The 12581-nt window shown below is 66.4% G+C and carries 12 protein-coding genes; 11 read left to right on the plus strand and 1 reads right to left on the minus strand.

What is annotated here, in order from left to right; genetic code table 11:
- Positions 1-46 precede the first annotated feature (46 nt).
- Positions 47-694, minus strand: coding sequence for an HD domain-containing protein (locus tag TO66_RS09080; RefSeq protein ID WP_044462019.1), 648 nt, complete (start codon positions 692-694; stop codon positions 47-49).
- 207 nt (positions 695-901) lie between these two features.
- Here TO66_RS09080 and TO66_RS09085 point away from each other — a divergent pair, with 207 nt between their 5' ends.
- From TO66_RS09085 to TO66_RS09135, 11 genes are all read left to right on the plus strand, one after another.
- A complete protein-coding gene (locus tag TO66_RS09085; protein WP_044465980.1) occupies positions 902-1381 on the plus strand; it encodes a GNAT family N-acetyltransferase in 480 nt (159 codons plus the stop codon).
- A gap of 437 nt (positions 1382-1818) precedes the next feature.
- The gene (locus TO66_RS09090; protein WP_044462020.1) at positions 1819-2817 is read left to right on the plus strand and encodes a 2-dehydro-3-deoxygalactonokinase; all 999 of its coding nucleotides are present in this window, start codon (positions 1819-1821) and stop codon (positions 2815-2817) included.
- Positions 2818-2830: 13 nt separating this feature from the next.
- Complete coding sequence (locus TO66_RS09095) at positions 2831-3451, plus strand: 2-dehydro-3-deoxy-6-phosphogalactonate aldolase (protein WP_044462021.1); 621 nt, start codon at positions 2831-2833, stop codon at positions 3449-3451.
- A 48-nt stretch (positions 3452-3499) separates the two neighbouring features.
- Positions 3500-4648 carry a galactonate dehydratase gene (dgoD, locus tag TO66_RS09100; protein WP_044462022.1) on the plus strand — a complete coding sequence of 383 codons (1149 nt, stop codon included), beginning with the start codon at positions 3500-3502 and terminating at the stop codon, positions 4646-4648.
- 70 nt (positions 4649-4718) lie between these two features.
- A complete protein-coding gene (locus TO66_RS09105; RefSeq protein WP_044462023.1) occupies positions 4719-6065 on the plus strand; it encodes an MFS transporter in 1347 nt (448 codons plus the stop codon).
- Positions 6047-6925: an SMP-30/gluconolactonase/LRE family protein gene (locus TO66_RS09110; RefSeq protein WP_044462024.1), complete on the plus strand. Its 879-nt coding sequence runs from the start codon at positions 6047-6049 to the stop codon at positions 6923-6925. Before TO66_RS09105 ends, TO66_RS09110 begins: the two co-directional genes overlap by 19 nt.
- A gap of 48 nt (positions 6926-6973) precedes the next feature.
- On the plus strand, positions 6974-7792 hold the full coding sequence (locus tag TO66_RS09115) for an SDR family oxidoreductase (protein WP_044462025.1): 819 nt from the start codon (positions 6974-6976) through the stop codon (positions 7790-7792).
- A gap of 61 nt (positions 7793-7853) precedes the next feature.
- Positions 7854-8870, plus strand: a complete 1017-nt coding sequence (locus TO66_RS09120; protein ID WP_044462026.1) for a substrate-binding domain-containing protein — start codon at positions 7854-7856, stop codon at positions 8868-8870.
- A 91-nt stretch (positions 8871-8961) separates the two neighbouring features.
- A complete protein-coding gene (gene araG / locus TO66_RS09125; protein ID WP_177330393.1) occupies positions 8962-10476 on the plus strand; it encodes an L-arabinose ABC transporter ATP-binding protein AraG in 1515 nt (504 codons plus the stop codon).
- 14 nt (positions 10477-10490) lie between these two features.
- Positions 10491-11456, plus strand: a complete 966-nt coding sequence (araH, locus tag TO66_RS09130) for an L-arabinose ABC transporter permease AraH (RefSeq protein ID WP_044462028.1) — start codon at positions 10491-10493, stop codon at positions 11454-11456.
- Positions 11457-11466: 10 nt separating this feature from the next.
- Positions 11467-12546, plus strand: coding sequence for an aldose epimerase family protein (locus tag TO66_RS09135; protein WP_044462029.1), 1080 nt, complete (start codon positions 11467-11469; stop codon positions 12544-12546).
- The last annotated feature ends 35 nt before the right edge of the window (positions 12547-12581 follow it).

Consider the following 12581-nt stretch of genomic DNA (forward strand, 5'->3'; position numbering starts at 1 on the left):
TAGTTGTGATCTTGCTGGCTTCAGGATTAGCGCGCAGCGGAGTGAGTCAGCCGCCGATCTCATCGATGAACTCGTCCATGAAGCGCCGCAGGCGCTCGTGGCGTACTTGCGCCAGGCGCGCGCCGGTCACGGTCTGGAAGCCCTGGGCCAGGTGCAGCAGCTTGGTGTGGAAGTGGTCGAGGGTGAAGCGCGAGTCGTCATGCTCGCGCTGCCGGGCGTGCGGGTCCCGGGCGTCGTAGAGCGCGTGGTTCAGCCTGCCGCCGACATAGAAGGTGCGGGCCACGCCGATCGCGCCCAGGGAGTCGAGGCGATCGGCGTCCTGGAGGATCTTCGCCTCGAGGGTGACCGGGGCAATGGCGGCGGAAAAACTGTGCGCCTCGATGGCATGGGCCACCGCGGCGATCTGCGCCGGCGCCCAGCCCATCCCGGCGAGCAGCAGGGCGGCCTGTTCCGCGGCCATGCGCGAAGCCTGGGCGCGCAGGGGCGAGTCCTTTTCCACGGCGACGCAATCGTGCAGCAGGGTAGCGGCCAGCAAGACCTGCAGGTCGCCACCGTCCACCTCGGCGATCCGCCGCACGTTGGCCCACACCCGCTGCAGGTGCGACAGGTCGTGGGCGCCATCGTCGAGCTCCAGCGCGTGGTCCAGCAGGGTGGCGGCAAGTTCGGGCAGCGGGGCGAAAGCGTGGGCGGTCATCTGGAAGAGCTCATGAAGCTGTGGGCAGGCGCTACTGTAGCCGCAGCCGGAGGCGGCGATAAGGCCGGATTGAACAAACGCCCGGCGGTCGATCCCGACATGCACGACACCCGCCGCGACACTCGGCCGCTTCAGCCTGAAATGCCCGTGCATGTCCTTGCCCAGTCGATCTACTATGGCCGCCTGCCTTCCAACCGAGATCCCCCGATGTCCGTCGATATCCGTCCCGCCGTGCCCAGCGATGCCCAGCAAATCCTGGCCTTCATCACCGAGCTGGCCGATTACGAGCGCGCCCGCCATGAAGTCATCGCCAGTGTCGCCGACATCGAGCGCAGCCTGTTCAGCGAGGGCGCCACGGCGCACGGCCTGATCTGCCTGCGCGACGGCGTGCCGATCGGCTTCGCGGTGTTTTTCTTCAGTTATTCCACCTGGCTGGGCAGCAACTGCCTGTACCTGGAGGACCTCTACATCACCCCCGAGCAGCGCGGCGGCGGCGCCGGCAAGCAGTTGCTGCGCCATCTGGCGCGGATCGCCTGCGACAACGGCTGCGGACGTTTCGAGTGGAGCGTGCTGGAGTGGAACGAGCCGGCGATCCAGTTCTACAAATCGCTGGGCGCGCAGCCCCAGGAAGAATGGGTGAAGTACCGGATGGATGGGGATGTGTTGCGGGCTTTTGCCCACGGCTGAGCCGTTTTTCCCCTACCTTCAGGAACACCGCTCGACCTTCGCTTGCCCGCGTTGACCGCGGCTGGTCATCCCCTCCTTTCTGAATCCCCTGCTTGGCCGTTGCTACGGTAACGGCCGGCCGCCCGTCTTCCCCTTTCTGCATCCCCTCCGGCACTACCGCGTCCCTCTCCCGGCTCACCCCCCCCCGAACGTAGCCGCTGCCGAGCCCTCGGCGAGGCTGCGATCGCCCCCGTAGGGGGCGCAGATGCGTGAGGTCGCTGAAGGTCCCGCGGACCTTATCGCAGCCTCAAAGAGCGCTCGGAAGCGGTCACGAAATCGATAAAATCCCATAATATGGGACTTTAATTTATATATTGAGATTTTTATTGCACCGGGTTTATAGTCGCCGCCATCAGCTCTTACGCACTCACTGCCAACAACAACTCACAGGTGAAGCGATGCAGGCGCAATTGATCGCGCTCGACTGGGGAACGACCTCCCTTCGTGCTTACAAACTCGCCGCCGGCGGGCAAGTGCTGGAACAGCGCTCGCTGACCTCGGGGATCATGCAGTTGCCCCAGGGCGCGCGAGTGGTGGCGGGGCGGATGTGCAGCGACGGTTTCGAGCTGGCCTTCGATGCGGCCTGTGGCGACTGGCTCGATGCCCAGCCCGATCTGCCGGTGATTGCCTGCGGCATGGTCGGCAGTGCCCAGGGCTGGCGCGAGGCGAGCTATTGCGCCACTCCGGCGAATGTCGCCCAGCTCGGCCAGGCCCTGGTGACCCTGCGCAGCCAACGCGGGGTGGATGTGCATATCGTGCCGGGGGTGATTCAGCACTCGCGCTTGCCGAACGTCATGCGTGGCGAGGAAACCCAGGTGCTGGGGGCGCTGCCGCAACTGGCGGCCGAGGCAGGGGACGACGTGTTGATCGGCCTGCCGGGCAGCCATTCCAAATGGGTCCAGGTGGCCGACGGCTGCATCGCGCATTTCGACACCTTCATGACCGGCGAACTGTTCGCCGTGCTCAGCGAACACAGCATTCTCGGCCGGACCCAGGTGCGGGGCGAAAGGTTCGACGCCGAAGCCTTCGACCGGGGCGTGCAGGTGGCCTCGTCCGCCGACGGCGCGATCGGGCCGTTGTCGACCCTGTTCAGCGCCCGCAGCCTGGGCCTGACCGGCGCGCTGAGCGCCAGCGCACAACCGGACTACCTCTCCGGATTGTTGATCGGCCACGAACTCTCGGCCCTGGCCGGCGTGCTGCGCCGCCAGCGTGGCGCCGGGCCGCTGCCGTCGATCGTGCTGATCGGCCATGCGCAACTCTGCGCCCGCTACAGCCGGGCGCTGTCCGCCTGCGGTTTCCCCCGGGCGATCCTGGCCGAGCAGGCCACCGAACGCGGTTTGTGGCACCTGGCCGAAGTGGCCGGGCTGCTGGCGCGCGTCCCTTGCGTCCACCCTTGAAAAGAGGTCCGACATGCTCAAGCAAGCACTGGCACACAACGGCCTGATCGCCATTCTCCGGGGGCTGCGGCCGCAGGAGGCGGCAGCTATCGGCGACGTGCTCTATCAGGCCGGGTTGCGGGTCATCGAAGTGCCGCTCAACTCGCCCCAGCCCTTTGACAGCATCCGCATCCTGCGCGAGGCCTTGCCCGCCGATTGCCTGATCGGCGCCGGCACGGTGCTGACTGCCGAGCAGGTCGGGCAGGTCAAGGCCGCGGGTGGCCAGGTGATCGTCATGCCCCACAGCGACCCCAGGGTCTTGCGCGCGGTCAAGGCCGCCGGCCTGTACCTGTCCCCTGGCGTGGCCACGCCGACCGAGGCCTTTGCCGCGCTGGCCGAGGGCGCCGACGTACTGAAGCTGTTCCCGGCCGAGCAGATGGGCCCGGCGGTGGTGAAGGCCTGGCTCGCGGTATTGCCGGCCGGCACGGTGTTGCTGCCGGTGGGCGGGATCGCCCCGGACAACATGCAAATGTACTTCGACGCCGGGGTGAAGGGCTTCGGCCTGGGCTCCGGGTTGTTCAGGCCGGGCATGTGCGCCGCCGACGTGGCGAGCCGCGCCGCGGCCTATGTCGCGGCCTGGCGTGCGCTGGCCTGAGACTTTCCGGCGCCCTGGAGCGCTGCATCCGACAAGAGAGATAACAAGATGAAAATCACCCGACTGACCACCTTCATCGTTCCGCCACGCTGGTGCTTTCTCAAGGTCGAGACCGACGCGGGCGTCACCGGCTGGGGCGAGCCGGTGGTAGAGGGGCGGGCGCATACCGTGGCCGCCGCCGTGGACGAGCTGGCCGACTATCTGGTCGGCAAGGACCCGCGCAATATCGAGGACATCTGGACCGTGCTCTACCGTGGCGGTTTCTACCGCGGCGGGGCGATCCACATGAGCGCCCTGGCCGGTATCGACCAGGCGCTGTGGGACATCAAGGGCAAGGCCCTGGGAGTGTCGGTCAGCGACCTGCTGGGCGGCCAGGTGCGGGACAAGATCCGCGTCTATTCGTGGATCGGCGGCGACCGGCCGGCCGACACCGCGCAGGCAGCCAGGGAGGCGGTGGCGCGGGGCTTCACCGCGGTGAAAATGAACGGCACCGAGGAGCTGCAGTTCCTCGACACCTTCGACAAGGTCGACCTGGCCCTGGCCAACGTCGCCGCGGTGCGGGACGCGGTCGGCCCCAACGTCGGCATCGGCGTCGACTTCCATGGCCGGGTGCACAAGCCCATGGCCAAGGTGCTGATGAAGGAACTCGATCCCTACAAGCTGATGTTCATCGAAGAACCGGTGCTCAGCGAAAACTACGAGGCCTTGAAGGAACTGGCGCCGCTGACCAGTACCCCGATCGCCCTGGGCGAGCGCTTGTTCTCGCGCTGGGATTTCAAGCGTGTGCTCAGCGAGGGTTACGTCGACATCATCCAGCCGGATGCCTCCCATGCCGGCGGCATCACCGAGACCCGCAAGATCGCCAACATGGCCGAAGCCTACGACGTGGCGCTGGCCCTGCATTGCCCGCTGGGGCCGATCGCCCTGGCCGCCTGCCTGCAACTGGACGCGGCCTGCTACAACGCCTTCATCCAGGAGCAGAGCCTGGGCATCCATTACAACGAAAGCAACGACCTGCTGGATTACCTCAAGCAGCCGCAAGTCTTCGACTACCAGCAAGGCATGGTGAAGATCCCCGACGGCCCGGGCCTGGGCATCGAGATCAACGAGGAATACGTGATCGAGCGCGCGGCCATCGGCCATCGCTGGCGCAATCCGGTGTGGCGCCACGCCGACGGCAGTTTCGCCGAATGGTGAGTTGACTCGGCACGTCCTCGCCCATGTACAGAAATGCATAGCCCTCAATAACCATAAGAAGAGGCACCCCATGCAATCGCAAACCTTCACCGGGCAGGCGTCGCTGGCCACGCCCAGCCGCAAGCGCTTTTTCATCATGGTGCTGCTGTTCATCACGGTGGTGATCAACTACCTGGACCGCAGCAACCTGTCGATTGCGGCGCCGGCGCTGACCAGTGACCTGGGGATCGACCCGATTCATGTCGGGCTGATTTTTTCCGCCTTCGGCTGGACCTACGCGGCCATGCAGATTCCCGGCGGCTGGCTGGTGGACCGGGTGCCGCCGCGGATTCTCTACACGGTGGCGCTGTTGTTGTGGTCGCTGGCGACGGTGTGGCTCGGTTTCGCCGCCAGCTTTATCGCCCTGTTCGTCCTGCGCATGGCGGTGGGTGCGCTGGAGGCGCCGGCGTATCCGATCAACAGCCGGGTGGTGACCACCTGGTTTCCCGAATGCGAGCGCGCCACGGCTATCGGTTTCTATACCTCCGGGCAATTCGTCGGGCTGGCCTTTCTCACCCCGGTGCTGGCCTGGCTGCAGCATGCCTTTGGCTGGCACATGGTGTTCGTCGCCACCGGCGCGGTGGGGATCCTGTGGGCCGCGATCTGGTATGCGGTGTATCGCGAGCCGCGGGATTTCAAGGGGGCCAACCAGGCGGAAATCGAGCTGATACGCGAGGGCGGCGGCCTGGTGGACATCCAGCGCGAGAGCGCCAGGAGCAAGGCGCGTTTCAGTTGGAGCGACCTGGGCATCGTCCTGAGCAAGCGCAAGCTGTGGGGCATTTACTTGGGGCAGTTCTGCCTCAACTCGACCCTGTGGTTCTTCCTCACCTGGTTCCCCACTTACCTGGTGAAGTACCGCGGCATGGATTTCATCAAGTCCGGCCTGCTGGCGTCGTTGCCGTTTCTCGCGGCATTCGTCGGCGTACTGTGTTCCGGGTTCTTCTCCGACTGGCTGATCCGCCGCGGCGCCTCGGTGGGCTTTGCCCGCAAGCTGCCGATCATTGGCGGGCTGCTGATTTCCACCGCGATCATCGGGGCCAATTTCGTCGAGTCGACGCCGCTGGTGATCGCCTTCCTGGCGCTGGCGTTCTTCGGCAACGGCCTGGCCTCGATCACCTGGTCGCTGGTCTCGACCCTGGCCCCGGCGCGGCTGCTGGGGCTGACCGGCGGGGTGTTCAACTTCATCGGCAACCTGTCGGCGATTGCCACGCCGATCGTCATCGGCTTCCTGGCGAGCGGCGACTCTTTCGCCCCGGCCATTACCTACATCGCGGTGCTGGCGCTGGTGGGCGCGCTGTCCTATGTGCTGCTGGTGGGCAAGGTCGAACGCATCGAACTCTCAGCACAGGAGCAGGCGCCATGCACTGGCAAGCGGTGAGCACCGAGCGCTTCAGGCTGGCCGAAGGCCCGTTCTGGGACGGCGCGACCCAGGCCTTGTACTGGGTGGACATTGCGGCGCGTCTGGCCTGTCGCCTGGGCCAGGGCCGCTATCGCTACTGGCACCTGCCCGAGGCCGTATCGGCGTTCATCCCCTGCGAGCGGGGCGACGCCCTGGTGACCCTGCCCAGCGGCGTGTATCGCCTGGACCTGGATTCGCCGGCGCGCCAGCCCGCCCTGAGCCTGTTCTGCGTGGCCGACCGGGTCTGCGGCAACCGGCCCAACGAGGCCCGCTGCGACGCCCGCGGGCGGCTGTGGCTGGGCAGCATGCAGAACAACCTCGACGAGCAGGGCGGCGACCTGCCGCTTACCCGGCGTTCGGGCGGCCTGTTCCGGGTGGATGCCGATGCCCGGGTCACGCCGCTGCTGGAGGGGCTGGGCATCGTCAATACCTTGCTGTGGAACGCCTCGGGCGATGAGCTCTATTGCGCGGACAGCCTGGACGGTCAGTTGTACGCCTATGCCGTGGCGCCCGATGGCTGCCTCGGCCCGCGCCGGACGTGGGCCCAGCCCAGTGTGCGGGGCGTGCCGGACGGCTCGGCGATGGACAGCCAGGGCTACGTCTGGAATGCGCGCTGGGAAGGCCATTGCCTGATTCGCTATGCCCCCGACGGGCGCCTCGACCGGGTGATCGAGCTACCGGTCAGGTATCCCACCAGCTGCGTCTTCGGCGGGCCGGACCTGCGCACCCTGTATGTCACCAGCGCCCGTAGCGCCCAGGGTGGTGCGGCCCTGGACGGGGCGCTACTGATGGCCAGGGTCGAGACGGCAGGCTTGCCCTGCCAGCGTTTCGCCGGCTGAAGTCTTACTTACCCAAGGCCGTCCGGCCTTGCCAGCAGGAGTTTTGCAATGGCTCAAGCACTGTCGTTACCCGAGGTTCCGGCGCCGAAGTACGGCGACCGTCTGCAAGACAAGGTGGTGATCGTGACCGGCGCCGCCCAGGGCATTGGCGAGGCGATCGTCGCCTGCTTCCAGGCCCAGCAGGCGCGGCTGGTGATCGCCGATATCCAGGGCGAGAAGGTCGAGCAGGTCGCGGCGCACTGGCGCGACCGCGGCGCCCAGGTGTATGCCCAGGCGCTGGACGTCAGCGTCCGGGAGCAGTGGCGCGCGGTCGTGGACCTGGCCATCGCGCGTTTCGGCCGGGTCGATGTGCTGGTCAACTGCGCCGGGGTGAATGTGTTTCGCGATCCGCTGGCCATGACCGACGAAGACTGGCGCCGCTGCTTCGCCATCGACCTCGACGGCGCCTGGTTCGGTTGCCGCGAGGTGCTGCCGCACATGATCGAACAGGGTACGGGCAACATCATCAACATCGCCTCGACCCATTCCAGCCACATCATCCCCGGCTGCTTTCCCTACCCGGTGGCCAAGCACGGCCTGCTCGGGCTGACCCGCGCCCTGGGCATCGAATACGCCCCACAGGGCATTCGCGTGAATGCCATCGCCCCGGGCTACATCGAAACCCAGCTCAACGTCGACTACTGGAACGGTTTCCCCGACCCCCAGGCCGAGCGCCAGCGGGCGCTCGACCTGCACCCGCCGCGGCGCATCGGCCAGCCGGTCGAGGTGGCGATGACCGCGTTGTTCCTGGCCACCGACGAAGCGCCTTTCATCAATGCCGCCTGCCTGATGATCGATGGTGGGCGCTCGGTGCTTTACCACGATTGACCCCGACCTTTCGGGACGCTGTTCGGTAGATAACGATCCAAAAACAACAAGAGGGTTATTTATGTCTGCGCATCGCCTGTCCGTTGGTTTCACCCTGCGCGCGCTGGGTTGCGCCGCCGCGCTGTTTGCCGCCAGTGCCTTGTCGAGCCTGGCCGGCGCCGAGGAAGTGAAGATCGGTTTCCTGGTCAAGCAGGCCGAGGAACCCTGGTTCCAGACCGAATGGGCCTTCGCCGAGAAGGCCGGCAAGGACAAGGGCTTCACGGTGATCAAGATCGCCGTGCCCGACGGCGAGAAGACCCTGGCCGCCATCGATACGCTGGCCGCCAATGGCGCCAAGGGGTTTGTCATCTGCCCGCCGGACACCTCGCTGGGCCCGGCGATCATGGCCAAGGCCAGGCTCAACGGGCTCAAGGTGCTGGCGGTGGACGACCGTTTCGTCGACGCCCACGGCCAGCCCATGGAAGACGTTCCCTACGTCGGCCTGGCGGCATTCAAGATCGGCCAGAAGCAAGGCCTGGCGATGGTCGAGGAAGCGAAAAGGCGCGGCTGGGACCTGAACGCCACCTACGCGGTGATCAACACCTTCGACGAACTGGATACCGGCAAGAAGCGCACCGATGGTTCGGTGGATTCGCTGAAGGCTGCAGGGCTGCCGGCGGACCACATCCTGTTCACCGCACAGAAGACTCTCGACGTGCCGGGGAGCATGGACGCGACCAATTCGGCGCTGGTCAAGCTGCCGGGCACGGCGACCCACCTGCTGATCGGCGGCATGAACGACAGCGCGGTGCTGGGCGGCGTGCGCGCCACCGAAAGTGCCGGCTTCAAGGCGGCCAACGTGATCGGGGTGGGCATCAACGGCACCGACGCCATCGGCGAACTGAAAAAGGCCGACAGCGGTTTCTTCGGTTCGATGCTGCTCAGCCCCGACACTTCCGGCTACGAAACCGCCCGGCAGATGTTCGAGTGGGTCACCACGGGCAAGGAGCCGGCCAAGTACACGGCCCTGGATAACGTGACCCTGATTACCCGGGCCAATTTCCAGCAGGAACTGACGCGGATCGGGCTGTGGAAGTGAAGGCGGGTGGCGCGGCGCCGCAGCCCGGCGTGGCGGTCTTGGGTCTGACGCAAGCGCGTGCGCTTTCGGGCAGGCGACGCGGGAGGTGCGCATGATGCAGTCAATGAATGTCAGCCGGAGCCTGCGCTTCAACGGCATCGGCAAGGAATTCCCCGGGGTCAGGGCCCTGTCGCAGATCAGTTTCGAGGCGCGGCCCCATAGCGTGCATGCGCTAATGGGCGAGAACGGCGCCGGCAAGTCGACGCTGCTGAAGATTCTCGGCGGTTTCTATGAGCCCGACAGTGGCCATTTGCAGATCGGCGAGCAGGCCCTGGGTTTCAGGTCGGCGGCCGACAGCATCGCCCACGGTGTGGCGGTGATCCACCAGGAGCTGCAACTGGTGCCGGAAATGAGCGTGGCGGAAAACCTGTTGCTGGGGCATATGCCGGCGCGCTTTGGCGTGGTCGATCGCGGCGCCATGCTGCGTCGGGCGCGGGAGTTGCTCAAGGGGCTGGCCGACGAGATCGATCCGGCGGCCCGCCTGGGCAGCCTGTCCCTGGGGCAACGGCAATTGGTGGAGATTGCCAAGGCCATGTCGCGCGATGCCCATGTGATCGCCTTCGACGAGCCGACCAGCAGCCTGTCGGCGCGGGAGATCGAGCGGTTGATGGTGATCATCGCCCGGTTGCGCGACGAGGGGCGGGTGATTCTCTACGTCTCGCACCGCATGGAGGAGGTGTTCCGCATCTGCGATGCGGTGACGGTGTTCAAGGACGGGCGCTTCGTCTGCACCTTCGAGGACATGCGGCAACTGAGCGTCGACCGCCTGGTGAGCTGCATGGTCGGGCGCGATATCGAGGACATCTACAACTATCGTCCGCGCCCGCATGGCGACCAGGCGCTGAGGGTGGAAGGGCTGCTGGGCCCGGGAGTGACGCAACCGGCCAGTTTCAGTGTGGACCAGGGCGAGGTGCTCGGCCTGTTCGGCCTGGTCGGCGCCGGGCGCACCGAGCTGTTGCGCCTGCTGGCGGGGCTGGCGCGCAGCACGGCCGGGCAACTGGTGCTGCACGGGCAGGGCGTGGTGTTCAAGACGCCTCGCGACGCCATCGCCGCCGGGGTGCTGCTGTGCCCTGAGGACCGCAAGAAAGAAGGCATCGTGCCGCGCGCCAGCGTCGCGGAGAACATCAATATCAGCGCGCGCGGCGGCCATGCAGGGTTCGGCTGGCTGATCCGTGGTGGCTGGGAACGCGACAACGCCCAGCGGCAGATCAGCGCGCTGAACATCCGCACGCCTTCGGCCGACCAGCCGATTCTCTATCTGTCCGGCGGCAACCAGCAGAAAGCCATTCTCGGCCGCTGGCTGTCGATGCCGATGAAGGTGCTGCTGCTCGACGAGCCGACCCGGGGCATCGATATCGGGGCCAAGGCCGAGATCTACCAGATTATCCACCGCCTGGCCGAACAGGGCATCGCCGTGATCGTGGTGTCCAGCGACCTGATGGAGGTCATGGGAATCGCCGATCGCATCCTGGTCATGAGCGAAGGCGCGATCACCGGCGAACTGACTCGCAGCGAGGCCGACGAAGCCCGCCTGTTGCAACTGGCCCTCCCGCGTTCGCGGGACTGAAGATCGAGGTGTGTATGTCGCAGGTAAAGAAAAGCAATGCGTTCTGGCTGGGGTTCAACCAGCGCAAGTTCGTCGATGACTGGGTGATGCTGCTGGCCGCCCTGGGCATCTTCGTGCTCTGCGCGCTGTTCATCGACAACTTCCTGTCGGCGCTGAACATGCGCGGGCTGGGCCTGGCGATTTCCACCACCGGGATCGCCGCGTGCACCATGCTGTTCTGCCTGGCATCGGGGCACTTCGACCTGTCGGTGGGCTCGGTCATCGCTTGCGCCGGCGTGGTGGCGGGGATCGTCATCCGCGATACCGACAGCGTGCTGTTCGGCGTTTCGGCCGCGCTGGCCATGGGCCTGTGCGTGGGCCTGATCAACGGCATCGTGATCGCCAAGCTGCGGATCAACGCCTTGATCACCACCCTGGCGACCATGCAGATCGTGCGCGGGCTGGCGTATATCTTCTCCAACGGCAAGGCGGTCGGGGTGATGAACGAAGGGTTTTTCGTATTCGGCAACGGCCAGCTGTTCGGCGTGCCGGTGCCGATCCTGATCACCCTCCTGTGTTTCGTGTTCTTCGGCTGGCTGCTCAATTACACCACCTATGGGCGCAACACCATGGCCATCGGCGGCAACCAGGAAGCGGCCCTGCTGGCCGGGGTCCAGGTGGACCGGACCAAAATCGTCATCTTTGCCGTGCACGGCGTGATCGGCGCGCTGGCCGGGGTGATCCTGGCGTCGCGCATGACCTCGGGCCAGCCGATGATCGGCCAGGGGTTCGAGCTGACGGTAATCTCGGCCTGCGTGTTGGGCGGTGTGTCCCTGAGCGGCGGCATCGGCCTGATCCGCCATGTGCTTGCCGGGGTGTTGATCCTGGCAATCATCGAGAACGCGATGAACCTGAAGAACATCGACACCTTCTACCAGTACGTGATCCGCGGCTCGATCCTGCTGGTGGCGGTCATCATCGACCGGCTCAAGCAGCGTTGAAGGGGCGGCCATGAGCGGGCGTTGCGAGCAACAGCTCTTCGGCCACCTGGACGACGGCACGCCGGTGCACGCTTACCTGCTGAGCAATGCCCGCGGCATGCAGGCCCGGGTGCTGGCCTACGGCGGCATCCTGCAGGCACTGAGGGTCGCGGACCGGTACGGCGCGTTCGACGATGTGGTGCTCGGCTTCGATACGCTCCAGGACTATCGGCGGCATCACCGCCTGTACCTCGGCGCACTGATCGGACGCTACGCCAATCGCCTGGCCGGCGGCCGCTTCGAGCTGGACGGGCGGCGCTACCAGGTGCCGCTCAACGATGGCCCGAATGCCTTGCACGGCGGTCTCGGGGGCCTGGACAAGCAGCTCTGGACGGCGACCCCCTGCGCAGGGCCCGGCCATGTCGGGGTGCGGCTGTGCTGTCGGTCGCCGGAGGGCGACATGGGCTTTCCCGGCAACGTGCAGGTCGAAGTCACTTACCGCCTCGACGACCATGACCGGCTGTGCCTCGACTATCAGGCGGTGACTGATCGGGCGACCGTGCTCAATCTGACCCAGCATGCCTATTTCAACCTGGCGGGCGCCGGCAACGGCGATATCCTTGCCCAGGTCGCGAGGTTGCGGGCCGGGCATTACCTGCCGCTGGACCGGCACCTGATTCCCACGGGGGAACCGGCGCCGGTGGCGGGTACGCCGCTGGACCTGCGCCAGCCGACGCCTGTCGGCCGGCGCCTGGATGCCGAGCATCCGCAGCTGCGCCTCGGCGGCTGGCAGCAACGCGGCTTCAACCATTACTGGCTGCTCGACGCCGAGGGCGACCTCGCGCGCCCCGCGGCGGACCTGCACGATCCGCACAGCGGGCGTCGCCTGGAGCTGTTCACCAGCGAACGGGGGGTGCAGTTCTACACCGCCAATGCCTTCGACGGCAGCGTCCGCGGCAAGGCCGGCAAGCGTTATCCGCGCTGGGCCGGGTTCGCCCTGGAAGCGCACGGCCCGCCCAATGCTGTGAATCTGCCGGGATGGGCCGGCGCCCGGCTCGACCCGGGCCAGGTGTATCGGCAAACCACCTTGTTCAAGTTTTCCACGGTGTGAGCGGCAGCCTCGGAAAGAGGGCATGCAGGCCCACG

This window comes from Pseudomonas sp. MRSN 12121, from assembly GCF_000931465.1.
Taxonomy (GTDB): Bacteria; Pseudomonadota; Gammaproteobacteria; order Pseudomonadales; family Pseudomonadaceae; genus Aquipseudomonas.

Excerpts from the sequence above, each read along its gene's own strand:
- TO66_RS09080 (WP_044462019.1), bottom strand. The coding sequence starts at position 694 with ATGACCGCCCACGCTTTCGCCCCGCTGCCCGAACTTGCCGCCACCCTG.
- TO66_RS09085 (WP_044465980.1), top strand. The coding sequence starts at position 902 with ATGTCCGTCGATATCCGTCCCGCCGTGCCCAGCGATGCCCAGCAAATC.
- TO66_RS09090 (WP_044462020.1), top strand. The coding sequence starts at position 1,819 with ATGCAGGCGCAATTGATCGCGCTCGACTGGGGAACGACCTCCCTTCGT.
- TO66_RS09095 (WP_044462021.1), top strand. The coding sequence starts at position 2,831 with ATGCTCAAGCAAGCACTGGCACACAACGGCCTGATCGCCATTCTCCGG.
- dgoD (WP_044462022.1), top strand. The coding sequence starts at position 3,500 with ATGAAAATCACCCGACTGACCACCTTCATCGTTCCGCCACGCTGGTGC.
- TO66_RS09105 (WP_044462023.1), top strand. The coding sequence starts at position 4,719 with ATGCAATCGCAAACCTTCACCGGGCAGGCGTCGCTGGCCACGCCCAGC.
- TO66_RS09110 (WP_044462024.1), top strand. The coding sequence starts at position 6,047 with ATGCACTGGCAAGCGGTGAGCACCGAGCGCTTCAGGCTGGCCGAAGGC.
- TO66_RS09115 (WP_044462025.1), top strand. The coding sequence starts at position 6,974 with ATGGCTCAAGCACTGTCGTTACCCGAGGTTCCGGCGCCGAAGTACGGC.
- TO66_RS09120 (WP_044462026.1), top strand. The coding sequence starts at position 7,854 with ATGTCTGCGCATCGCCTGTCCGTTGGTTTCACCCTGCGCGCGCTGGGT.
- araG (WP_177330393.1), top strand. The coding sequence starts at position 8,962 with ATGATGCAGTCAATGAATGTCAGCCGGAGCCTGCGCTTCAACGGCATC.
- araH (WP_044462028.1), top strand. The coding sequence starts at position 10,491 with ATGTCGCAGGTAAAGAAAAGCAATGCGTTCTGGCTGGGGTTCAACCAG.
- TO66_RS09135 (WP_044462029.1), top strand. The coding sequence starts at position 11,467 with ATGAGCGGGCGTTGCGAGCAACAGCTCTTCGGCCACCTGGACGACGGC.